Raw genomic sequence first — 19,203 nt, 5'->3', positions numbered from 1 at the left:
TGGTGCGGGTGGGGTGTCAGCCCTGAACGACGCTCAGGTCGAACGCGGCGGTCACCTCGGGGTGCAGCTTGATCCGCACCGGGTAGGAGCCGAGCGACTTGATCTGCCCGGGCAGCTCAAGCCGGCGACGGTCCAGCGTCGGGCCGCCAGCGGCCTTGACGGCCGCGACGATCTCGTTCGCGGTAACCGAACCGAAGAGCCGGCCGCCCTCGCCAGCGCGGGCCTTCAGGGCCACCTTCAGCCCTTCGAGCTGGCCCTTGACCTCGTTGGCGTGGCCGAGGTCACGAATCTCGCGGGCCGACCGGGCCCGCTTGATGAGCGTGACCTGCTTCTCCGCACCCTTGGTCCAGGCGATCGCGAAGCCCTGCGGCAGCAGGTAGTTACGGCCGTAGCCGTTCTTGACCTCCACGATGTCCCCCGGGGCACCGAGGCCGGATACCTCCTGGGTCAGGATGATCTTCATGTCGGCGCCTCCTCTCAGCGAGCCGTCGCCGTGTACGGCAAGAGCGCCATCTCGCGGGCGTTCTTGACCGCACGGGCGATCTGCCGCTGCTGCTGCGAGGTCACGCCAGTCACTCGCCGGGCACGGATCTTGCCGCGGTCGGAGATGAACTTGCGCAGCAGCGCAGTGTCCTTGTAATCGATATAGGTGATCCCGTCCTTATCAAGCGGGTTCACTTTCTTCTTCGGCTTGCGAAGTGCCGCAGCCTTGGCCATTGACCTTGCTCCTGGTTTGCGATTGCGGGCGCTCGGCGCCATCAGAACGGAGGCTCCTCGTCGAAGTTGCCACCGCCGGACCCGCCACGCGAGGGAGCAGGGGCAGGAGCGGCCGAGGCCCACGGGTCGTCGAAGTTGCCTCCGCCGCCCTGGCCACCACCGCCGCCAAAACCACCACCGCCCGAGCGGGACATCTTCTGCACCTTCGCCGTGGCGTAGCGCAGCGACGGGCCGATCTCGTCGACCTCCAGCTCGATAACCGTGCGCTTCTCACCCTCGCGGGTCTCGTACGACCGCTGCCGCAGCCGACCGGACACGATCACGCGGGTGCCGCGCTGCAGCGACTCCGCGACGTGCTCGGCGGCCTGCCGCCACACGGTGCACGAGAGGAACAGCGGCTCGCCGTCCTTCCACTCGCTGGACGACTTGTCGAAGAACCGGGGCGTCGAGGCGACCCGGAACTTGGCGACCGCCGCACCGGAGGGGGTGAATCGCAACTCGGGGTCATCGGTCAGATTGCCGATGACCGTGATGATGGTTTCTCCTGCCATGACCATCTCCTCGCGCACTCATCGTCTCGCCGTACAGGCTGACAGAGCCGTCCGACAATGCCGACGAGGCTGATCCGGGGGTGTCGGGGTCGGGTGGTCGGGGTGCGCCTCAGCGCACTTCCGGCCGAATAACCTTGGTACGCAGCACCGACTCGTTGAGCCGCAGCTGACGGTCCAGCTCGGCCACCGCTGCTGGCGTCGCCTGCAGGTCGATGACGGCGTAGATCCCCTCGGTCTTCTTGTTGATCTCGTACGCGAGGCGCCGACGGCCCCACACATCGGTCTTCTCGACCGAGCCACCCGCAGTCCGAATCACGTTCAGGTACGTGTCGAGCGACGGGGCGACGGTGCGCTCCTCAAGGCTGGAGTCGAGGATCACCATGATCTCGTAATGACGCAAGACGTGCTCACCTCCTATGGGCTAGGCGGCCACGGTCCTTCCGTGGCAGGAGGTCGTGCGTCGTGGCCCACTCCGGAACGGGGGGACCCGGCCGGACGTGGACAACCGGACCAGGATACCCGGTCCGAAGGATCATGCCCGCGGCGGTGGAAGCGCCGCCGGACATGGTTCACGGGGGGCCCAGCCAGGACATCGATGTCCTGGCTGGGCCCCCCGTGACCAGAGACCGCGGGGTGTCGCGTCCGCATTCCTTGGGTGGGACCTGGGGAGGAACGACCACACCGATGAGGTTGGACCGGCGACACCCCGCGGGGCTTCTTCATGTTGTTTCTCGACCATATCCCTGATGTGCAGGACTTGTCGGAGAATTTGGTAAATCTCAGACAATCTACTAATCCAAGGCTGCAGAACCGTCCATCCCATCTCGTTCAACGACCACTGATCGCTACGGTGACGCACCTCTGACCACTCCGGTTACGCGCGTCGCCGCACTGCGGTCGCCGTCGGTCGGTGAACTCGACGTAGGCTCCCCGCATGCGTATCGGAGCCCACGTCGATTCGTCCGACCCACTGGCGGAGGCGACCGCAAGAGCCGCCGACACCGTGCAGTTCTTCCTCTCCGACCCGCAGGGCTGGAAGGCACCGAAGCCGCGGGCGGACGCCGACCGGCTGCGCAGCGCCGAGGTGGACCTCTACGTGCACGCGCCGTACGTGATCAACCTGGCCACGTTGAACAACCGCATCCGAATCCCCAGCCGTAAACTCCTGCTCGCGCACGCCCGCGCCGCCGCTGCTGTCGGAGCCCGCGGTCTGATCGTGCACGGGGGCCACGTCAACGCGGGCGACGACCTCGCCACCGGGTTCGACAACTGGCGCAAGGCCTTCGCCTACGCGGCGGAGTCCGGCGGCTTCGGCATACCGGTGCTGATCGAGAACACCGCCGGCGGGACGAACGCCTGCGCCCGCCGGCTGGACGCGCTCGCCCGCCTCTGGGACACGATCGGCGACCACGAGGTGGGCTTCTGCCTGGACACCTGCCACGCCTACGCGGGCGGTGAGGAGTTGCTCGGGCTGGTCGACCGGATCAAGGCGATCACCGGGCGGATCGACCTGATCCACGCCAACAACTCCAAGGGTGCCTTCAACTCGGGCCAGGACCGACACGACAACCTGACCGGCGGCACGATCGACCCGGAGCAGGTGGTGGCGGTGATCCGCGCGGCGGGCGCCCCGGTGGTGGTCGAGACACCGGGCGGGGCGGACGGCCAGGCAGCCGACATCACCTTCCTCCGGGAGCAGCTCGGCGTGCCGGCCCCGACCGCATGACCGCCGGACGCTCCGACGGCACACCGCCACCGAATCCCGAGGCGGCCAGCACCGCCGGCGACCGAAAGCCCACGACCGACATGGACAAGCGCGAAACCGACCCGGGTGACGCCAGGTCACCCACGGACGGCTCCACGACCGCCGGCACCGAGAGCACCGCCAAGAAGGACGACAAGAGCGGGAAGGACGACAAGGAGAAGCCGGACCCGTTCGCGTCCTTCGGCCCCGCTCCGCCGCCGGTGCCGACCCGCGTGGGCCGGGCAACCCGCGCCGTCGGCCGGTTCCTGGCGCACGAGTGGACACTCGCGGCGCTCGGGTCGCTGGCCCTGGCCGTCGCGATGACCTGGCCGACGCTGCGCTACCCCCGCTACACCCTGCCCCAGGACTACTGGGATCCGAGCCTGCAGGCGTGGCAGATGGCCTGGTCCGGGCACGCGCTGTTGACCGACCCGGGCCGGCTGTTGCACTCCAACGCGTTCTTCCCGGAACGGTGGAGCTTCGCCTTCTCTGACACCCTGCTGGGGTACGCCCCAGCAGGGATGATCGGGACCGGCCCCGAAGCGGCCCTGCTCCGATACAACATCATGTTTGTGCTGGCCCACGCCCTCGCCACGTTCGGGGCGTACGCGCTGGCGCGGCAGTTGGGGTCGGGCCGGATCGGCGCCGCGGTCGCCGGAGTGACCTACACGTACGCACCCTGGCTGCTCGCCCAGGCCGGGCACCTGCACGTCGTCTCCAACGGTGGCATCCCGCTGGCGCTGGCGATGCTCGCCCGGGGACACGGCTGGTCACTGCGACACGGCTACCGACCCGAGAAGCGACGGGTCGGTTGGGTCTACGCCGGCTGGCTGGTCGCCGCCTGGCAGCTGAGCCTCGGCTTCGGCATCGGACTGCCGTTCGCGTACGTCCTCGCCGGGATCGGGCTGGTCGCCACGCTGACCTGGTTCCTGCGGCGCTGGGTCGTCCGCCCGGTGCGACGCCCCTTCGGTCGACGGCTGTTCACCGCCGACGTGGTCGGCGGGCTGATCTTCGCCGCGGTCGGCGGGCTCCTCGCGCTCCCCTACTTCACCGTCGCCGAGCTGCATCCGCAGGCGGAGCGGACCGCCGCCGACCTCGCCTGGTTCTCCCCACCCGCGCGGGGCTTCCTCACCGCGCCGGCCGAGTCACGGATCTGGGGTGACCTCCACGAGGGGGCTCGGGCAACGCTGCCCTGGCAGCCGGAGATGACGTTGCTGCCCGGTTACGTGCTCTACGCACTCGCCCTGGGTGGCCTCTTCTTCTCGGTGTGGCGGGTCCGGCACCGGCTCCTGCTGCTGGCGGGCGTCGTGGTCAGCATGGTGCTGGCGATGGGCACCGCACTTTTCGACGGGCAGTACACCTTCGTGCCGCTCTTCGAGCACCTACCCGGCTGGAACGGCCTGCGTACGCCGGGCCGACTGATGCTCTGGGCAACGCTGCTGCTCGGGCTGCTCGCGGCCGGCGCGGTGAGCGCCTTCGCCGGGCGGGTCCGGAAGATCTCCGCCGCGCGGATCCCTTCCTGGCCGAGCCCGTGGCTGCGGTTGGCCACGCTGCTACCGCTGCTGTTGGTGACCGTCGAGGGGCTGAACCGCACGCCGCACCCGGTCGTCCCGGTGCAACCCGCGGCGATGCGCACGGTGGACGGCCCGCTGCTGGTGCTGCCGAGCGACCAGGGTCATGACCAGCCGGTCATGCTCTGGTCGACCACCCACTTCCAGGACATCGTCAACGGTGGGAGTGGCTTCACCCCGACCCTGCTCGGGGAGGTACGTCGGGTAACGGTCACGTTCCCCGACCAGGCCAGCGTCGACTACCTGCGCACCCTGGGCGTTCGCAACGTCCTGATCCCTCGGAATCAGGTGGCCGGCACGCCGTGGGAGTTCAGCATCGACGCACCGGTTGACGCGCTCGGCATCACCCGGGAGGAGATCGGCGACGTGGTCGTCTACCGCCTGTGACCGCGCGAGATCCGGTCACTGGCGGTAGACGACCGTGGACGCTCGCTGTCTGGCCACCCAGGGAGCGTCCGGCGCGCCGTCGATCACCCCGGCATCCGGGTCGTCGGGGTATCTGGCCCGTACCGCGTCCTGCTCCGGACGGAGGATCTCCCGGATGACCAGCGCGCAGAGCACCACGACGGTGGTCAGCCGGAACGTGGCGGCCAGCACGAAGACGCCTTCGGGAAAGACCGGCGTGCCGGTGGAGGTGCCCAGCAGTTCGCCGTAGAAGGCCAGGAAGTAGCCGACCTCGGCGAGTTGCCAGGCCAGGAAGGCACCCCACCTGGGGCGGGCGAGCACGGCGAGGGGCAGCAGCCAGAGCACGAACTGCTGCGACCAGACCTTGCTGAAGATCAGGAAGGCGGCGACCACGAGGAAGGCGAGCTGGGCGAGGCGCGGCCGGCGCGGGGCCCGCAGGGCCAGCACGGCGATACCGAGGCAGGCCAGGAAGAACAGCGCGTACGCCAGGTTGTTCAGCACCGGAATGTTGTTGCTCAGCCACTCGAACGGGCCGGCACCGGGCTCGCCGATCTTGCCGTCGAGGTAGCGGCCGATATACCAGAGGGTGCCCCAGTCGATCGGCCGTTCCGTGTTGAGCTCCAGGAAGCGTCCCCAGTTGGTGGGGTTGGTCAGCACAGCGGGGAGGTTCACCAGGACCAGCGCCACCGCACCCGTACCGATCGCGGTGAGCGCGGCCCGCAGCCGGCTACTCCGAATGGCCAGCAGCAGGATCGGCCAGAAGAGGAAGAGCGGCCAGAGCTTCGCGGCCCCGCCCAGGCCGAGTAGCAGGCCGGCCAGCGCGGGTTTGCGGCGTGCCCAGGCGAACAGGCCGAACGCGGCCAGCCCGATGGCGAGAAAGTCCCAGTTGACGGTGGCGGTGAGCAGCAGCGCGGGGGCGAGCGCGAAGAGTGCCGCGTCCCAGGGTCGTCGACGCCGTAGCGCCAGGATCACCGCGACGGTGGCCACCGCCAGCGCCCCGAGCACCAGCGCGTTCAGGTTGTAGAACCACTGGGCCTGGTTCAGGCCGGGGTCCGCGCTGCCGAGTGCGTGCACCGGCAGGCCGAGGGCACCCATGAAGTAGCCGGTGAGTACCGGATATTCCACCGGGTGGTCCCGGTAGGGAACCTTGCCCTCGTTGAGCCCTTCGGCGTAGTAGAGGGCGAGCACGTCGGTGTAGCAGAAGCGGGTGTACTGGACGTTGTTCGTCCAGGCGCCATCCTGGCAAGGCGACTTCTGCACCCAGTGCAGGGCCAACGTCAGGCAGACCAGGGCCAGGACGATCCGCACCGCGGTCCAGAACCGACGCTCCCCGCCGACCGGCCGGTCCAGCGCGGTGGCGTGGTCGCCCAACGGGCCCCCGATCAGGCCGGAGACGCCACGGACGAAGCCGTCGGAGCGGGACGGGTGGTCCGGTGCGGCGGCGTTGTCCATCCCACCCGTCGTCTGCGTCTTCATGACGTGCATCCTGCACTAGATCCGCGTTGCCGTCGTGTACCTGGAGGGCGTTGGGACAGTTGGCCCTTACCCGCACGGCCGGGCTGGCTAGTCCCGCCCGGGTCGTTCGGGGCCTCCGTTCTGCGGTGGCGGGAATCCGATATCCCCATCGTTGCCACCGCCGTTGTCGTTGCCGTCGTTGCCGTTGCCACCGCCGTTGTTGTTGCCGTCGTTGCCGTTGTTGCCGCCGTTGTTGTTGCCGTCGTTGCCGTTGTTGCCGCCGTTATTGCCGCCGTTGTTGTTGCCGTCGTTGTCGTCGTTGTCGTCGCAGAACAGGCCGAGCGCTCCGCAGTCCGGCTCCTCCGGTTCCGGCGGCTCGCCGTTACCGACCGTGTCGTCCCCGACTCCGGTGATGCTCGGCAGGTCAGACTTGGGCGCGTCTTTCAGCGCCTCGTTCATGAACTTTTTCCACACATCCGCCGGCATGCTACTGCCGCCGATGTCTTTGCCGCTCTCATACTTGATCGCGGGGCTCTCATCGCGATACCGGCTGCCGATCCAGATCGCGGTCGCCAGGTTGTCGTCGTAGCCGACCATCCAGGCGTTCGAGTTATATGCGGTCCCGTCCAGCTCCCAGGTGCCGGTCTTCCCGGCCGCCTCCCGCCCCCCGGAGAGGGCGCCTTTGTTCGGGATCTGCTTCAGGACCCCGGTTACCTCATCGGTGACCTGCTTGCGGATCCGTTGCTGCCCGTCCAGCTTCTCGCCGGTCCCGCGGACGACCTTCCACTCGCCGGTATCCTCGTCCTTCTGCTCGACCTTGAGGACGAAGTGCGCTTGGTGGAAGACGCCGTCGTTCGCCAGCGTCGCGAGCCCGTTCGCGTGGTCCAGGACGGTGATCGGGTACTGGCCATAGCCCACCACCCGGTCGAAGTGCTCCGGCGCCAGGTCCTCCGGCTTCTCCGCCAACAGGTTGTGGACCGTCTCCTTACTCTCGTTCCACATGGTGGTGATGCCCGCCTGCCGGGCCATGCCGACCACCTTGTCCGGGCCGATCTGCTCCGCCACGTGGAAGAACGGAACGTTGTACGACTCGACCGTCGACTCGTCCAGCGTGCAGGAGTTGCGACACGTCGCATTTCGGCCCGCGTTGTAGATGCGGTTGTCGTAGCCCTCCGGCGTGAAGGGCGTGGCGTCCCACCGCGAGTTGACGGAGATGCCGGCCTCGATGGCCGCCGCCAGCGTGTAGACCTTGAAGGACGAGGCGGGCGGATGGCCGCCGTAGAGAGTGCCGTTCTCGTCGGTGTTCATACCGGCGTAGTCGGTATTGGCGCCACTCTCCCCACCGTAGTAGGCGAGCACCCGGCCGGTCTTGGGGTCCACGGCGACCCCGGCGGCCTGCAGGTTGTCCGGCTCGCCGTTGAGGGGCGAGCCCTTCGCCTCCGCCCGGGCCGCATTCTCCATCGCGGTCTGCATCTTGTCGTCGATCGTCGTGGTGATCCGGTAACCACCCATGCGCAGCTCGTCAAAGCAGGACGGCCTACCCTCGGCCCCCGTGTTGGTGCAGAGCCCCCACTGCTCCATCTCCGCCCGCACATAGTTGATGACGTTGCCGCGGGGGGTCGCCACACCGAAGCCGTTGCCCCCCTCGGCCGGCGGCTTCACCTCCGGATACTCGGTCGGCCGCTCCGCCGCGTCGAGCCAGCCCTCGGCCACCATGCCGTCGAGGACGTAGTCCCATCGTGACTTCGCGTCGTCCGGGCTGGTAGCCGGGTCGTACCCGTTGTGGGTGGCGGTCTTCTCCGGCTGTTTGATGAGCCCGGCCAGCACGGCGCCCTCGCCGACGGTCAACTTGCTGGCGGGCTTACCGAAGAAGGTCTGCGCCGCGGCCTCGACCCCGTAGGCGCCACGGCCGAAGTAGATAACGTTGAGGTAGTTCTCCATGATCTCGTCCTTGCTGAACTTGTCGTTCAGCTTGGAGGCGAAGATCGCCTCCCGCACCTTTCGGGCATAGGTATCGTCCTCAAGGCTCTCGTAGGCGTTACGCGCGTACTGCTGCGTGATCGTGGACGCACCCTGCCGGTCGCCACCGGTGAAGTTGTTCCAGGCGGCCCGGGCGATGCCCTTGTAGTCGACGCCCGAGTGCCGGTAGAAGTTCCGGTCCTCGGCCGCGGCGACCGCGTCGCGCACGTGCTGCGGCATCTGGCTGATCGTGACCAGCGTCCGGTTCTCGTTGCCGAGCTTCGCAACCAAGCCCTTGCCGTCGCTCGTGTAGACCGTCGTCGACTGCGGAAGTGGGATCTCGTCGGGCAGGACGACGTTGGTGGAGAAGTAGGTGAAGCCGACGACGCCCAGGCCGGCGAACATGATGAGGACCGCGAACGAGGCGATCACCATGTTCGCCCGCTTCCGCTTCTTCGCCCGCGCGACGGCGTTCGGGTCACGACCACCGTTTCGGGATCGGCCCGACCCACCGGGGCCGCCCGGGCCACCGGGACCACCGGCGGCCGACGCGACACTGGCCCGCGCCACCGAGGCCCGGCCCCCGGCCGCTGCGCCGGCTCGGGCCCGCCCCGCGGACGCCGAGCCAACCGAGGCCGAGCCGCTCGCAGCGCCGACGCTTGCGCGCCCGGCGGGGCCGCCCGGCGCCGGGGATACCGGCACGGAGGCGCGGCCGGGCGCGGATGGCGCCGGCACCGAGGCGCGACCCGGCGCACCGGGTGCCGGCACCGAGGCGCGACCTGCCCGACCGACCGAGGCCGAGCCGGCGGTGCTCTGGGAGGGGACGGACGCGGAGCCACCAACCGAGGCCCGGCCGCTGGAGGCGCCCCGCCGGGGTGTCACCGAGGCACGGCCCGCTGTTCCCTCCGGTGCGGCCGACTGGCCGCGCGCCGCGCCGTCGGGGGCACGGTACGCGTCGTCGGCCCGTCCGGGGACGCCGTGCTGGCCCGGTATCTGGGCCCGCCCGCGCGAGGGGCTGGGGTCGCCGTACGAGTTCATTCTTCACACCCTGCCGGTCGCGGTGGAGCGCTGCCGCGCCACCACCGGTTTGCCGTGAGTTGTGGCACCAGGTAGCGCGACGTTCCGTCGCACAAAAGTGCCTATTTGCCAACCAAGAGGGCTAATCGGACCATCAGGCCGTCGACCGGTCTGGGGGACGGCCCACTGGGCCGAATCGACCAATCGTGCTGACGTCACCGTTGCGCCTCTCGCCTCCGTTGCCTGTCCGGGGCATCCGTGGTGGGCACCCCGCCCACTGCGACCTGCTCCGGCCCGTTCGCCGCCAGCCCGTCCCGCCCGAGCAGATACTGCTCGATGAGGTGGTTCCAGCCGCAGCCGAGGCACACTTCTACCACGAAGACCTGAAACTCACGCAGCGTCATCGCCAGTGCGGGCAATTCCACCAGCCTCCGGGCCTGACCGGCGGACTGTCGGAGTTCGTCGCCGTAAATGTAGTGCACGCGCGTCAGGTTCTCACTCCGACAGATCGGGCACCGTTCGTCGGTCGGCTCGCCGTGGAACCGGGCCGCGTTCTTCAGGTAGGGCGACGCATCGCAGAGGTCATCCGGGCCGACCCGGTTGGCCCGAAGGTCCCGCAGCGCCGCCCGCTTCCGGAGCGAGTAGTCGACCACCTGGCGCTGCGTACGCATGAGCACGAGAGTACGCGGCGGCGCCCCAGCCGGCGACCGGGGTAACTACCTGTAATCGAGACACGGCGGTGCGGGGTTTGCCCCACCTGCGGCGATCCGCTAGCGTGACGATGTATCGGTCCGATACATCGTCGTGGTTAGTGCTCGGATGAGCAGGGTAAGGAGGATGGCAGTGCTTGAATTCGCCATCCTCGGTCTCCTGCAGGAGGCTCCGATGCACGGTTACGAGCTGCGTAAGGAGCTGACCGCGAAACTCGGCGCCATCCGGGCGGCCATCAGCTACGGAACTCTCTACCCGACCCTGCGCCGCCTACAGGCGGCAGGGTGGATCACCGAGGCCAACGAGACAACCACCGCCTCGGATGTTCCCGCGCTGACCAGCAGACGAGGCCGCGTGGTCTATGAGATCACCGCGGAGGGCAAGGAGCGGTTCGCCCAACTCATCGCCCAAGCCGGGCCAGAGACGTATGACGACACCGGTTTCGGTGTGCACTTCGCGTTCTTCGCCCGCACCGACCAGGCAACCCGACTTCGCATCCTGGAGGGTCGCCGCCGCAAGATCGAGGAGCGCCGCGAAGGGCTCCGCGACGTGCTTGGTCGCGCCGCCGAGCGGCTCGACGCGTACACCATGGAACTGCAGCGCCACGGCCTGGAGGCCTGTGAGCGTGAGGTCCGCTGGCTGGAGGAGCTCATCGCCAACGAGCGCTCCGGCCGTGCCCCGACAGCCCCGACCACCGGGGCGGCCGGCGGTCGACCAGAAGACAACAGCCCGCCTCCGCCTGGCGAGTCCAGGGAAGAGCGGCCGTGATGAAGGAGAAGGAGGCAGACGCTATGGGCTCCGTCCGCGTCGCCATCGTCGGTGTGGGTAACTGCGCCTCGTCCCTCGTACAGGGCGTGGAGTACTACCGGAACGCCGACCCGAACGACCGCGTCCCGGGTCTCATGCACGTCACCTTCGGCGACTACCACGTCTCGGACGTGGAGTTCGTCGCGGCGTTCGATGTGGACGCCAAGAAGGTGGGCATGGACCTCGCCGAGGCGATCGTCGCCAGCGAGAACAACACCATCAAGCTGTGCGACGTGCCCCCGACCGGGGTGACCGTGCAGCGCGGCCCGACGTTCGACGGTCTCGGCCAGTACTACCGCGAGATCATCGAGGAGTCGGACACCCAGCCGGTGGACGTGGCCGAGACGCTGCGCGCGGCCAAGGTCGACGTGGTCGTGGCCTACCTGCCGGTGGGCTCCGAGGAGGCCGGCAAGTTCTACGCCCAGGCCGCGATCGAGGCCGGCTGCGCCTTCGTCAACGCCCTCCCGGTCTTCATCGCCTCCGACCCGGTCTGGGCGAAGAAGTTCGAGGACGCGGGCCTGCCGATCGTCGGTGACGACATCAAGAGCCAGGTCGGCGCCACCATCGTGCACCGCGCCCTCGCGAAGCTGTTCGAGGACCGCGGCGTCGAGCTGCTGCGCACGTACCAGCTCAACTTCGGCGGCAACATGGACTTCATGAACATGCTGGAGCGCAACCGCCTGGTCTCCAAGAAGATCTCGAAGACCCAGTCGGTCACCTCCCAGGTGCCGCACGAGATGGCCAAGAGCGACGTGCACATCGGCCCGTCGGACCACGTGCCGTGGCTGGACGACCGCAAGTGGGCCTACATCCGCCTGGAGGGCCGCTCCTTCGGCGACACCCCGCTCAACGCGGAGCTGAAGCTCGAGGTGTGGGACTCGCCGAACTCCGCCGGCGTCATCATCGACGCGGTCCGGGCCGCGAAGATCGCCCTGGACCGGAAGATCGGCGGCCCGATCCTGTCGGCGTCGTCATACTTCATGAAGTCCCCGCCGGTGCAGTACGCCGACGCCGACGCGCACGCCGCCGTCGAGGAGTTCATCGCCGGCGAGATCGCGCGCTGACGTTCTGACGTACCGCGAGGGGGTGGGGCCGGTGGCCCCACCCCCTCGGCGCCGTGTACCGAGTCCCCGGCAGCGACGCATACGGTGTCCCCGGCACGGGGCAGCGCAGCACCACCGCTCCTGGCAGCATGACGGCGGTGCGCCTACGACCACTGCTGCTCGGCACGGCGGCCGTACTGGCCGCCACCCACATCCTCGGCGTCCTGTTTGGCGATCCCCCGCTGCGCCACGCGGAGGTCTGGGCCCTGCTGGCGCTCGGGGCCTACGCACTGCTCGGTGAGCTGCCGAAGCCCCGCTGGGTCGTACCGGCCGCACTCCTCGTGCTCGTTGTGGAGGCGTACCGCACCGCTCCGGCCGATATCAACGGCGGCGGTGACCTGCAGCGGCTGGCCGTCGCGCCCGACGGCCACTCCCCGTCACCGGTCATGCTCACCGACGGTCTCGCCCTGACCTGGGCAGCCCTGGCTGTTTCCCTGCTGCTGCTCGACGCCGGACGCCGCTGGCCGGTCGCTCATCACCAGCCGGCCCCGCGACGCGGGCCGGTCGTCGTGGGCACCATACTTGCCACTCTGCTGTTTACGGCCTATCCAGCCGTCCGGCTCGGCGAGATCGCCCTCGACCTGTTCGCGCGGGAGCAGTCGACTTCCGCTTCGACCGACCCGGTCTCGGCGACCGTGTTCAGCGCCGGCTCGGTGCTGCTGGCGCCACTCGTACTCGGGTTGGCCGCGATCTGTCTCACCGCCGTACTGTTCCGGCGGGGTCGGGCGATCGCCGCCGGAGGTGCCGCGCTCCTCGCCGTCGCCGCCCTGCCACAGGTGGACCTGGCGCTGGCCGCGGTAGCCCTGCCGCTCGATGCCGGGCGGAACTCCGCCGTGGTCAGGTCGTTCGCCGTCGCGCCACCGGCGCTGATGGTGGCCCCGCTCCCCGCACTGGCCGCCGCCATCGAATTGACCGCGTACGCGCTGCTCACCGTCGGCCTGACTCGAGCCGGGCGCCGCGAGAGGACCGCCACCGACAGTTCCCACTGACGCCCACCCGCGCAGCGCACCTTCCAGAGACAGCCGTTGGCCGGCACCCGAACCGGGTGCCGGCCAACAACGTGTTCCCCCTTGCGGGTCAGATATGTGTGGTGGTGTGGGTGGGTTAGCTGGTCCAGTGTTCGGCGACGAGGTCGGCGGCCTGGGTCTCCCACTGGGCGTAGTGGAACGGGAATGCCGACACCTGCACCGTCTGCACGGCTTCGGTCAGGGGCATGTCCTGCCAGCCCTCGACCTGCTTGAGGCCGTTGAGGAAGGCGGTGGTGGAGTAGGCCGGGTCGGTGATCTGCTCCACCGTGCCCCACCCGGACGACGGGCGCTGCTGGAACAGGCCCTGCGAGTCGTGGTCGTTACGCGCGCCCAGGTGGCCCAGGTTCTCCAGCTTCGACTCCTGCAAACTGGTGGCGATCGCGACCACGGCGGCCCGCTCGTCCATCCCGGCGGCCTTGGTGGCCTCGATGATGGCCTTCACGTTCGACACCTGCTCGTCGCCCAGGTCGATGCGGGACTGCTCACCCTGGGTGCCGTGCGGGATCAGCGTGGCCATGTCCGGCTTCTTCGCCGGCGCCGCAGCCGCCGAGGCGGTCACGTCCGCCGACGTGGCGGGGGTGGGGGTGGTAGCGGTGGTGGTGTCGAAGGCCTGAGGGCCGGCCATCACACCAGCACCGAAGGCCAGACCAGCAATACCAAGTGCGCTACGACGCAGAATCGTGTTCATGGGGAATGCTCCATTCGGGGGTCGACACCCACACGCACCCGAAGGGGGTCGGGAGCGGGGTGCAAGCACCGTCTGGCGCTCAAAGAACCAGGGGAAAGGTCGGCGACCGCGGGTCTCGCGGGACACGCACGGCGCCGGGTCCAGATGTAACGACCGGCCGGCCACCATCATTCCCGGCGGCCGACCCCGCTGACGGCGGGGCACTTCCTCGGTCGTACGCATGGTGTAACGCCCCGACCCCCGCCGAGATTCCGCCACCGCCATGCCCCCGACCACACCCCAAACAGGTCTGCACCGGACATAAGGCCTGCCCAGCGTTCAGAAGGCAGCGACCGCAACGCGCTACCTCCGGCCCGCCCCTCGGCCGGCTGGCGTTTGGCGGGATCTTGCCGACTCGACCAACGACGGGCGTTTCTCGGCCTATCTGGAAGATTGGGAGACAATAATTCTATTGTCCGGCTATCTATGCATTGTCCGCTCGGAGGTATGAGTGGTCGGCACCTCAGCGCCACCTCTCCTCCTGGGTGAGTCGGTCAAGCAGATCGCTCGGACGACTCACTTCAGTGTTCACGCCGAGCGCCGCCAAGAAGCCGCGCTCCACGAGGCGGCGAGCCGAGCACGGAAAAGGGTCGCCACAGGTGCAGCGGCCGGGATCGGTGAGTTGGTGGCTGCGGTACAGCCGGTAGCTCAGCCGCCAAACGGTCGGCGACACACACTCGGCCGGCGGGTCCTCCGGCGGCTTCTCCGGATCGAAGCTGAGCCGCATCAGTCCACCACCAACCCGAACCGCCTACGCCAGGCCCAGGTGAGCAGCGGTGCCGTACGTGGTCGACCTCGCCAGTGTGGGGCGAACCAACGCCGCAGCGCGTCACGGCGTTGCGGCGGCAGCACTGGTTCGAGAACCGGGAGGCCCAGCTCGACCAGCCGGTTCGCCGCCGCGTTGGCCGGTGAGCACGGTGCGACAGCCAGACAGACCCGGCAGAGTTGGCTCTCCGAATCGAGGACGTGCGCGGCGAGCATCTCGTGCGCGGCCAGCGTTTCCGCTCGCGCCCTGCTCTGATGGACAGCCATGCCGTTGGCACCCTTCCGTTGGGGCGCGCACAGGTCGCAGCGGAGTTAGCAGCCGCGACCGATCGCGACGGCGTGGGACCAGATGCACGCCCGGCCTGGTCCGGCATCGAAGAACACCGGACGGTCGGAAGCCGGGGAGGCACGCATCGGCCCGGGACCGGCGGGCTGCCGGCACAGGGGTACGGCATGGTAGACAGTCACTGAGTCGGTCTTCGGGACGCGATCTATCGCGATGTCTCCCACGGCTCGTTCCCGGGTCGGGGTGGGCCGGCCGCCAAACCAGAGCCCACCCCGACCCGCTCTTCAACTCACTCGTCGTGTCGCTATTACTACTGAGCACGCATCAGCTCTTGCATCGACGCAAGCTTGCATTTCAATGTTTCGTCGTTCATCCTGAATCTAGTCGAGGGCGGGAGTAGCGATGGCTACCGAGCAGGCGGTGACACTCCGAGCACAGTGGATCGGCCATCAGCTACGAGGCATGCGGGAGCAGGCACGGCTGACCCTCAAGGAGGTAGGCGACTACCTGAATCGAAACCCGTCCACGGTAAGTCGCATGGAGTCAGGGCTCATCCCGCCCCGCGTTCCGGAGGTCCTGGCATACCTCGACCTCTGCGGCATCGACGATCCGCGACGGCGCGACGACCTCAAGACAATGGCTCAGGACGCCTGGCAGAAGGGCTGGTGGGATGGATTCACGCCGAACGTCGCCGGCACGCTGATCGACTGGGTCTGGCTGGAAAGCCGGGCCACCCGGATCTACTCGTTTCAGGTCAGTGTCCTCCCCGGCCTGATCCAGACAAGGGAGTACGCCGAGGCCGTCATCCGGGCCGAGGACGACGGAGCCAGCGAAGACCAGATCAACCGGTACGTCGAGCTACGGATGAGCCGACAGCGCCAGCTGGAGCAAGATCAGCCGGTCGCCTTCTCAACGATCATCGAGGAGGGCGTGTTACGCCGGACCGTCGGCAATCCCGACGTCATGCGCGGTCAACTCGCCCACCTGCGAAGCGTTTCCACCTGGCCAAACGTGGAGATCATGGTGTTACCAGCAACGGCTGGCGCGCATGCCAGTCCGGACGGCGCCTTCGACGCGTTCCGAATGCAGCGGCCCTACCCGCCAACTGGCTGCATCTCCACCGCTGTCGGCATCGTCGTGGTCGGGGGGAACAAGGCCGATTCACTCTTCCAGCGGTACGATCGTCTCCGCACCATGGCACTGCGCAACGGTGCCGTGCAGCGACTTCTCTTCGATCTCGAGGCGCGTCTGGAGTGAGTTGGCAATGGTGGCGACGGACACGACCAGACCGGTGAACCTGGCACCGGTTGATTGGCGAGTCAGCACCCGCAGCGGCAACGGTGGCGGCAACTGTGTCGAGGCGGGGCCGGTGCTCGATGGGAGCAGGCGGGTCGCCGTACGCGACAGCAAGGACCGCTCCGGCCCGGTCCTCGGCTTCTCCGCCACCAGCTGGACCGACTTCCTCACCGGCCTACGGTCCGGCACCCTGACCGGCTAACCCCCCGCCGCCGACCACCTACGCCGAAGGGCCTCGCCGCAAGCTTCGGGTCCTACTCGCAGAGCACTACCCGTAGCAGGGCTGCGCAATGGGGCCGTGCAGCGGTTCCTCTTTGATCTGAAAGCACGTCTGGAGTGAGCATGGCGGCGAAGACCTGGGTCCACCCGATCGAGCCGAGCAGGGTCGCCTGGCACATCAGCACCCGCAGCGGCAGTGGCGGCGGTGACTGTGTCGAGGCGGGGCCGGTGCTCGATGGGAGCAGGCGGGTCGCCGTACGCGACAGCAAGGACCGCTCCGGCCCGGTCCTCGGCTTCTCCGCCACCTGCTGGACCGACTTCCTCACCGGCCTACGGTCCGGCACCCTGACCGGCTAACCCGCCGCCGACCAGCTTCGCCGAAGGGCCACACCGGCCTCCAGCTCCAACAGCTTCACCTTCCGGTCGAGCCCGCCACCGAAGCCGACCAGTTTGCCGCCGGAGCCGACGATCCGGTGGCAGGGCACGATCACCGGCACCGGGTTCCGGTTGCACGCCACGCCGACCGCACGCGCCGCCGAGGCGTCGCCGAGCCGCCGGGCCACCTCGCCGTAGGTGAGCGTCTCCCCGTAGTCAATGGCGGTCATCTCCCGCCACACCGCCCGCTCGAACTCCGAACCCCGGGGGATTCGCACCGGCACGGTGAAGGCGGTCAGCTCGCCGGCGAAGTAGGCCCGCAACTCGGCCACGGCGCGGGCCGAGAGGTCGTCGGCCGGTTCGTCGGCGGCCTCGGTGACCCGCGCGAAGTGCGCTCCGCACACGCTCTCACCGTCGGTGGCCAGGGAGAACTCGCCGATCGGCGAGTCGAGCACGGTCCAGCGCATCCGCCTATTCTCCTTCGCCGGTACGACAAACCGGGGGTGGGCCGGCCACAACGGGCCGGCCCACCCCCGGTTTGTGGTGGTGTGGTGGTTAGAGGCTGTTGACGAAGGTGAGTAGGTCGTTGTTGAGCTGCTGCTTGTGGGTGTCGGTGACGCCGTGGGGGCCGTCGGGGTAGACCTTGAGGGTGGAATCGGTGACGATTTCGTGGGCTTCCTTGGCGGAGTTCTCGATCGGTACGACCTGGTCGTCGCCGCCGTGGATGATCAGGGTGGGTACGTCGAAGCGCGTGAGGTCCTCGGTGAGGTCGGTTTCGGAGAAGGCTTTGATCGAGTCGTAGGCGGCCTTGTGGCCGGCCTGCATGCTCTGGAGCCAGAAGGTGTCCTTCATGCCCTGCGATACCTGGGCGTCGGGGCGGTTGGCGCCGAAGAAGGGTCCGTTGGCGAGGTCGCGGTAGAGCTGGGAGCGGTCGGCGCGGGAGCCTTCGCGGAGGCCGTCGAAGACGTCGATGGGTACGCCGTTGGGGTTGTCGGGGGTCTGGAGCATCAGTGGGGTGACCGCGCCGACGAGGGCGACCTGGGCGATGCGGTCGGTGCCGTGTCGGCCGACGTAGCGGGCGACTTCTCCGCCGCCGGTGGAGAACCCGACCAGGGTCACGTCCCGCAGCTTCAACTTCTTGATGACGGTGGCGAGGTCGTCGGCGTAGTGGTTCATGTCGTTGCCCTCCCAGGTTTGGGAGGAGCGGCCGTGGCCTCGACGGTCGTGGGCGATGACGCGGTAGCCGTTGTCGGCCAGGTGCATCATCTGGGATTCCCAGCTGTCGGAGTTCAGGGGCCAGCCGTGGCTGAAGACCACGGGTCGTCCGGTTCGGGGGCCCCAGTCCTTGTAGAAGATGTCGACGCCGTCGCGGGTGGTGACGAAGCCTTCGTTGCGGTCGGCGTCCTTGCCGGTCGCGGCGGGGCCGGCCTGGGCCTCGCTGGCACTGTTGGTGGCGATGGCGGTGCCGCCGGCGGCGATACTGAGCACGGCCACACCGGCCAGCAGCGCGGCCCACACGGGACGACGGCGGTGGCTGGTCACGCGGCTGGAAGTGTCGAGGGTGTCCATGTCGGGTTTCCTTGTCTGAGTGTGGTCCTGGCAGGGGACCGAGTTGGCGTTACTTGGCGAGGAAGGTCAGGAGGGCCTGGTTGACCTCGTCGGCGTGGGTCCAGAGCAGCCCGTGGGGTGCGCCGTCGATCTCGACGTAGTCGGCCTCGGGTAGCTGCTTGTGGAACTCACGGGCAGTGGCGTCGATCGGCAGGATGTTGTCCGCCGTGCCGTGCAGGATCAGGCTGGGTACGTCGATCTTCGGGATGTCGGCGCGGAAGTCGGTGACCCAGGTGGGCACGGCGGCGCTGGAGGCGTACCAGGACGCGCTGGCGGCGACGTTCCAGCTGTTACGCAGCGCCTCCTCGGACAGGCGGGTGCCGAGGGTGTCGTCGGTGTTGAAGAAGTCGCGGTAGAAGTCGGTGAAGTAGGCGTAGCGGTCCGCGGTGACCGCGGCGAGGAGGCCGTCGAACACCTCCTGCGGCACCCCGGTGGGGTTGTCGTCGGTCCGCAGCAGGAACGGCTCCAGCGAGGCCAGGAACGCCGCCTTCGCGATCCGCGCCGAGCCGTAGCGGGACAGGTAGCGGGCGACCTCACCGCTGCCCATCGAGAAGCCGACCAGCACCACATCAGTGAGGTCAAGGGTTTCCAGGACGGTGTTCAAGTCGGCGGCGAAGGTGTCGTAGTCGTAGCCGACGGTGGGCTGACTGGACTGCCCGAACCCCCGCCGGTCGTAGGTGATCACCCGGTACCCGGCCTTGAGCAGGGCGGCGGACTGCTTCTCCCACGAGTGCCCGTTCAGCGGGTAGCCATGGATGAGCACGACCGGCTGTCCCTGACCGTGGTCCTCGTAGTACACGTCGATGTTGGTGCTGTTCTCGGTTCCGACGGTGATGTGTGGCATGACGGCCTCCCAGCC

Annotated in this window: 22 protein-coding genes; 9 read left to right on the top strand and 13 right to left on the bottom strand. The window is 68.6% G+C overall.

Annotated features, from left to right (window positions below; all coding sequences use genetic code 11):
• Positions 1-16 precede the first annotated feature (16 nt).
• The 4 genes from rplI to rpsF form a co-directional block, all read right to left on the bottom strand.
• Positions 17-463 carry a 50S ribosomal protein L9 gene (rplI, locus tag SALPAC6_RS0119140; RefSeq protein ID WP_018254960.1) on the bottom strand — a complete coding sequence of 149 codons (447 nt, stop codon included), beginning with the start codon at positions 461-463 and terminating at the stop codon, positions 17-19.
• A gap of 14 nt (positions 464-477) precedes the next feature.
• Positions 478-717 carry a 30S ribosomal protein S18 gene (gene rpsR, locus SALPAC6_RS0119135; protein WP_007073789.1) on the bottom strand — a complete coding sequence of 80 codons (240 nt, stop codon included), beginning with the start codon at positions 715-717 and terminating at the stop codon, positions 478-480.
• A gap of 41 nt (positions 718-758) precedes the next feature.
• Positions 759-1,286, bottom strand: coding sequence for a single-stranded DNA-binding protein (locus SALPAC6_RS0119130; protein WP_018733076.1), 528 nt, complete (start codon positions 1,284-1,286; stop codon positions 759-761).
• 91 nt (positions 1,287-1,377) lie between these two features.
• On the bottom strand, positions 1,378-1,668 hold the full coding sequence (gene rpsF, locus SALPAC6_RS0119125; RefSeq protein ID WP_025618049.1) for a 30S ribosomal protein S6: 291 nt from the start codon (positions 1,666-1,668) through the stop codon (positions 1,378-1,380).
• A gap of 534 nt (positions 1,669-2,202) precedes the next feature.
• Here rpsF and SALPAC6_RS0119120 point away from each other — a divergent pair.
• Both SALPAC6_RS0119120 and SALPAC6_RS0119115 read left to right on the top strand, forming a co-directional pair.
• A complete protein-coding gene (locus SALPAC6_RS0119120; protein ID WP_018254959.1) occupies positions 2,203-2,994 on the top strand; it encodes a deoxyribonuclease IV in 792 nt (263 codons plus the stop codon).
• Positions 2,991-4,970 (top strand): hypothetical protein, encoded by a 1,980-nt coding sequence (locus tag SALPAC6_RS0119115; RefSeq protein WP_018254958.1) that lies wholly within the window; start codon positions 2,991-2,993, stop codon positions 4,968-4,970. The genes SALPAC6_RS0119120 and SALPAC6_RS0119115 overlap by 4 nt, the downstream gene beginning before the upstream one ends.
• A 15-nt stretch (positions 4,971-4,985) precedes the next feature.
• Here SALPAC6_RS0119115 and SALPAC6_RS0119110 read toward each other — a convergent pair whose 3' ends face one another.
• Both SALPAC6_RS0119110 and SALPAC6_RS0119105 read right to left on the bottom strand, forming a co-directional pair.
• Entirely contained in the window at positions 4,986-6,464 is a 1,479-nt protein-coding gene (locus tag SALPAC6_RS0119110; RefSeq protein WP_018254957.1) for a glycosyltransferase family 87 protein, read from the bottom strand.
• Between the two features lie 87 nt (positions 6,465-6,551).
• Positions 6,552-8,837, bottom strand: a complete 2,286-nt coding sequence (locus SALPAC6_RS0119105; protein WP_223874248.1) for a transglycosylase domain-containing protein — start codon at positions 8,835-8,837, stop codon at positions 6,552-6,554.
• On the opposite strand from SALPAC6_RS0119105, the gene SALPAC6_RS30395 reads away from it, so the two are divergent.
• Positions 8,806-9,498 (top strand): hypothetical protein, encoded by a 693-nt coding sequence (locus SALPAC6_RS30395; RefSeq protein WP_026189846.1) that lies wholly within the window; start codon positions 8,806-8,808, stop codon positions 9,496-9,498. The two genes, SALPAC6_RS0119105 and SALPAC6_RS30395, sit on opposite strands and share 32 nt — an antisense overlap.
• 136 nt (positions 9,499-9,634) lie before the next feature.
• Here the strand turns inward: SALPAC6_RS30395 and SALPAC6_RS0119095 are convergent, their stop codons facing one another.
• The gene (locus SALPAC6_RS0119095) at positions 9,635-10,090 is read right to left on the bottom strand and encodes a DUF5318 domain-containing protein (protein ID WP_018254956.1); all 456 of its coding nucleotides are present in this window, start codon (positions 10,088-10,090) and stop codon (positions 9,635-9,637) included.
• Positions 10,091-10,262: 172 nt separating this feature from the next.
• Between SALPAC6_RS0119095 and SALPAC6_RS0119090 the strand changes: the two genes are divergently transcribed.
• The 3 genes from SALPAC6_RS0119090 to SALPAC6_RS0119080 all read left to right on the top strand — a co-directional run bounded on the left by SALPAC6_RS0119090 (position 10,263) and on the right by SALPAC6_RS0119080 (position 13,029).
• Positions 10,263-10,898 (top strand): PadR family transcriptional regulator, encoded by a 636-nt coding sequence (locus SALPAC6_RS0119090; protein WP_018254955.1) that lies wholly within the window; start codon positions 10,263-10,265, stop codon positions 10,896-10,898.
• Positions 10,899-10,921: 23 nt separating this feature from the next.
• A complete protein-coding gene (locus SALPAC6_RS0119085) occupies positions 10,922-12,001 on the top strand; it encodes an inositol-3-phosphate synthase (RefSeq protein WP_018254954.1) in 1,080 nt (359 codons plus the stop codon).
• Positions 12,002-12,129: 128 nt separating this feature from the next.
• On the top strand, positions 12,130-13,029 hold the full coding sequence (locus SALPAC6_RS0119080; protein WP_026189845.1) for a hypothetical protein: 900 nt from the start codon (positions 12,130-12,132) through the stop codon (positions 13,027-13,029).
• 115 nt (positions 13,030-13,144) lie between these two features.
• Here the strand turns inward: SALPAC6_RS0119080 and SALPAC6_RS0119075 are convergent, their stop codons facing one another.
• From SALPAC6_RS0119075 to SALPAC6_RS0119065, 3 genes are all read right to left on the bottom strand, one after another.
• Positions 13,145-13,756 carry a hypothetical protein gene (locus SALPAC6_RS0119075; RefSeq protein ID WP_018254952.1) on the bottom strand — a complete coding sequence of 204 codons (612 nt, stop codon included), beginning with the start codon at positions 13,754-13,756 and terminating at the stop codon, positions 13,145-13,147.
• 502 nt (positions 13,757-14,258) lie between these two features.
• Complete coding sequence (locus SALPAC6_RS0119070) at positions 14,259-14,522, bottom strand: hypothetical protein (RefSeq protein WP_018254951.1); 264 nt, start codon at positions 14,520-14,522, stop codon at positions 14,259-14,261.
• On the bottom strand, positions 14,522-14,827 hold the full coding sequence (locus SALPAC6_RS0119065; protein ID WP_026189844.1) for a hypothetical protein: 306 nt from the start codon (positions 14,825-14,827) through the stop codon (positions 14,522-14,524). Before SALPAC6_RS0119065 ends, SALPAC6_RS0119070 begins: the two co-directional genes overlap by 1 nt.
• A 421-nt stretch (positions 14,828-15,248) precedes the next feature.
• Between SALPAC6_RS0119065 and SALPAC6_RS0119060 the strand changes: the two genes are divergently transcribed.
• The 3 genes from SALPAC6_RS0119060 (at position 15,249) to SALPAC6_RS0119050 (ending at position 16,718) form a co-directional block, all read left to right on the top strand.
• Positions 15,249-16,103 carry a helix-turn-helix domain-containing protein gene (locus tag SALPAC6_RS0119060; RefSeq protein WP_018254949.1) on the top strand — a complete coding sequence of 285 codons (855 nt, stop codon included), beginning with the start codon at positions 15,249-15,251 and terminating at the stop codon, positions 16,101-16,103.
• A 7-nt stretch (positions 16,104-16,110) separates the two neighbouring features.
• Positions 16,111-16,344, top strand: a complete 234-nt coding sequence (locus SALPAC6_RS0119055; RefSeq protein ID WP_018254948.1) for a DUF397 domain-containing protein — start codon at positions 16,111-16,113, stop codon at positions 16,342-16,344.
• A gap of 140 nt (positions 16,345-16,484) precedes the next feature.
• Positions 16,485-16,718: a DUF397 domain-containing protein gene (locus tag SALPAC6_RS0119050; protein ID WP_018254947.1), complete on the top strand. Its 234-nt coding sequence runs from the start codon at positions 16,485-16,487 to the stop codon at positions 16,716-16,718.
• On the opposite strand, the gene SALPAC6_RS0119045 is transcribed toward SALPAC6_RS0119050, so the two are convergent.
• The 3 genes from SALPAC6_RS0119045 to SALPAC6_RS0119035 all read right to left on the bottom strand — a co-directional run bounded on the left by SALPAC6_RS0119045 (position 16,715) and on the right by SALPAC6_RS0119035 (position 19,188).
• Complete coding sequence (locus tag SALPAC6_RS0119045; protein ID WP_018254946.1) at positions 16,715-17,203, bottom strand: methylated-DNA--[protein]-cysteine S-methyltransferase; 489 nt, start codon at positions 17,201-17,203, stop codon at positions 16,715-16,717. The two genes, SALPAC6_RS0119050 and SALPAC6_RS0119045, sit on opposite strands and share 4 nt — an antisense overlap.
• Before the next feature lie 88 nt (positions 17,204-17,291).
• Positions 17,292-18,305 (bottom strand): alpha/beta fold hydrolase, encoded by a 1,014-nt coding sequence (locus SALPAC6_RS0119040; protein WP_018254945.1) that lies wholly within the window; start codon positions 18,303-18,305, stop codon positions 17,292-17,294.
• 49 nt (positions 18,306-18,354) lie between these two features.
• Complete coding sequence (locus SALPAC6_RS0119035; protein ID WP_018254944.1) at positions 18,355-19,188, bottom strand: alpha/beta fold hydrolase; 834 nt, start codon at positions 19,186-19,188, stop codon at positions 18,355-18,357.
• Positions 19,189-19,203: the final 15 nt, after the last annotated feature.

It is taken from the genome of Salinispora mooreana, from assembly GCF_000379065.1.
GTDB lineage: Bacteria > Actinomycetota > Actinomycetes > Mycobacteriales > Micromonosporaceae > Micromonospora > Micromonospora mooreana.
Note: the sequence above shows the minus strand (reverse complement) of the source record. Positions and strands in the feature narration are given on the sequence as shown.

Excerpts from the sequence above, each read along its gene's own strand:
- rplI (WP_018254960.1), bottom strand. The coding sequence starts at position 463 with ATGAAGATCATCCTGACCCAGGAGGTATCCGGCCTCGGTGCCCCGGGG.
- rpsR (WP_007073789.1), bottom strand. The coding sequence starts at position 717 with ATGGCCAAGGCTGCGGCACTTCGCAAGCCGAAGAAGAAAGTGAACCCG.
- SALPAC6_RS0119120 (WP_018254959.1), top strand. The coding sequence starts at position 2,203 with ATGCGTATCGGAGCCCACGTCGATTCGTCCGACCCACTGGCGGAGGCG.
- SALPAC6_RS0119115 (WP_018254958.1), top strand. The coding sequence starts at position 2,991 with ATGACCGCCGGACGCTCCGACGGCACACCGCCACCGAATCCCGAGGCG.
- SALPAC6_RS0119110 (WP_018254957.1), bottom strand. The coding sequence starts at position 6,464 with ATGAAGACGCAGACGACGGGTGGGATGGACAACGCCGCCGCACCGGAC.
- SALPAC6_RS30395 (WP_026189846.1), top strand. The coding sequence starts at position 8,806 with ATGATGAGGACCGCGAACGAGGCGATCACCATGTTCGCCCGCTTCCGC.
- SALPAC6_RS0119105 (WP_223874248.1), bottom strand. The coding sequence starts at position 8,837 with ATGGTGATCGCCTCGTTCGCGGTCCTCATCATGTTCGCCGGCCTGGGC.
- SALPAC6_RS0119095 (WP_018254956.1), bottom strand. The coding sequence starts at position 10,090 with ATGCGTACGCAGCGCCAGGTGGTCGACTACTCGCTCCGGAAGCGGGCG.
- SALPAC6_RS0119085 (WP_018254954.1), top strand. The coding sequence starts at position 10,922 with ATGGGCTCCGTCCGCGTCGCCATCGTCGGTGTGGGTAACTGCGCCTCG.
- SALPAC6_RS0119080 (WP_026189845.1), top strand. The coding sequence starts at position 12,130 with ATGACGGCGGTGCGCCTACGACCACTGCTGCTCGGCACGGCGGCCGTA.
- SALPAC6_RS0119075 (WP_018254952.1), bottom strand. The coding sequence starts at position 13,756 with ATGAACACGATTCTGCGTCGTAGCGCACTTGGTATTGCTGGTCTGGCC.
- SALPAC6_RS0119070 (WP_018254951.1), bottom strand. The coding sequence starts at position 14,522 with ATGCGGCTCAGCTTCGATCCGGAGAAGCCGCCGGAGGACCCGCCGGCC.
- SALPAC6_RS0119065 (WP_026189844.1), bottom strand. The coding sequence starts at position 14,827 with ATGGCTGTCCATCAGAGCAGGGCGCGAGCGGAAACGCTGGCCGCGCAC.
- SALPAC6_RS0119060 (WP_018254949.1), top strand. The coding sequence starts at position 15,249 with ATGGCTACCGAGCAGGCGGTGACACTCCGAGCACAGTGGATCGGCCAT.
- SALPAC6_RS0119055 (WP_018254948.1), top strand. The coding sequence starts at position 16,111 with ATGGTGGCGACGGACACGACCAGACCGGTGAACCTGGCACCGGTTGAT.
- SALPAC6_RS0119050 (WP_018254947.1), top strand. The coding sequence starts at position 16,485 with ATGGCGGCGAAGACCTGGGTCCACCCGATCGAGCCGAGCAGGGTCGCC.
- SALPAC6_RS0119045 (WP_018254946.1), bottom strand. The coding sequence starts at position 17,203 with ATGCGCTGGACCGTGCTCGACTCGCCGATCGGCGAGTTCTCCCTGGCC.
- SALPAC6_RS0119040 (WP_018254945.1), bottom strand. The coding sequence starts at position 18,305 with ATGGACACCCTCGACACTTCCAGCCGCGTGACCAGCCACCGCCGTCGT.
- SALPAC6_RS0119035 (WP_018254944.1), bottom strand. The coding sequence starts at position 19,188 with ATGCCACACATCACCGTCGGAACCGAGAACAGCACCAACATCGACGTG.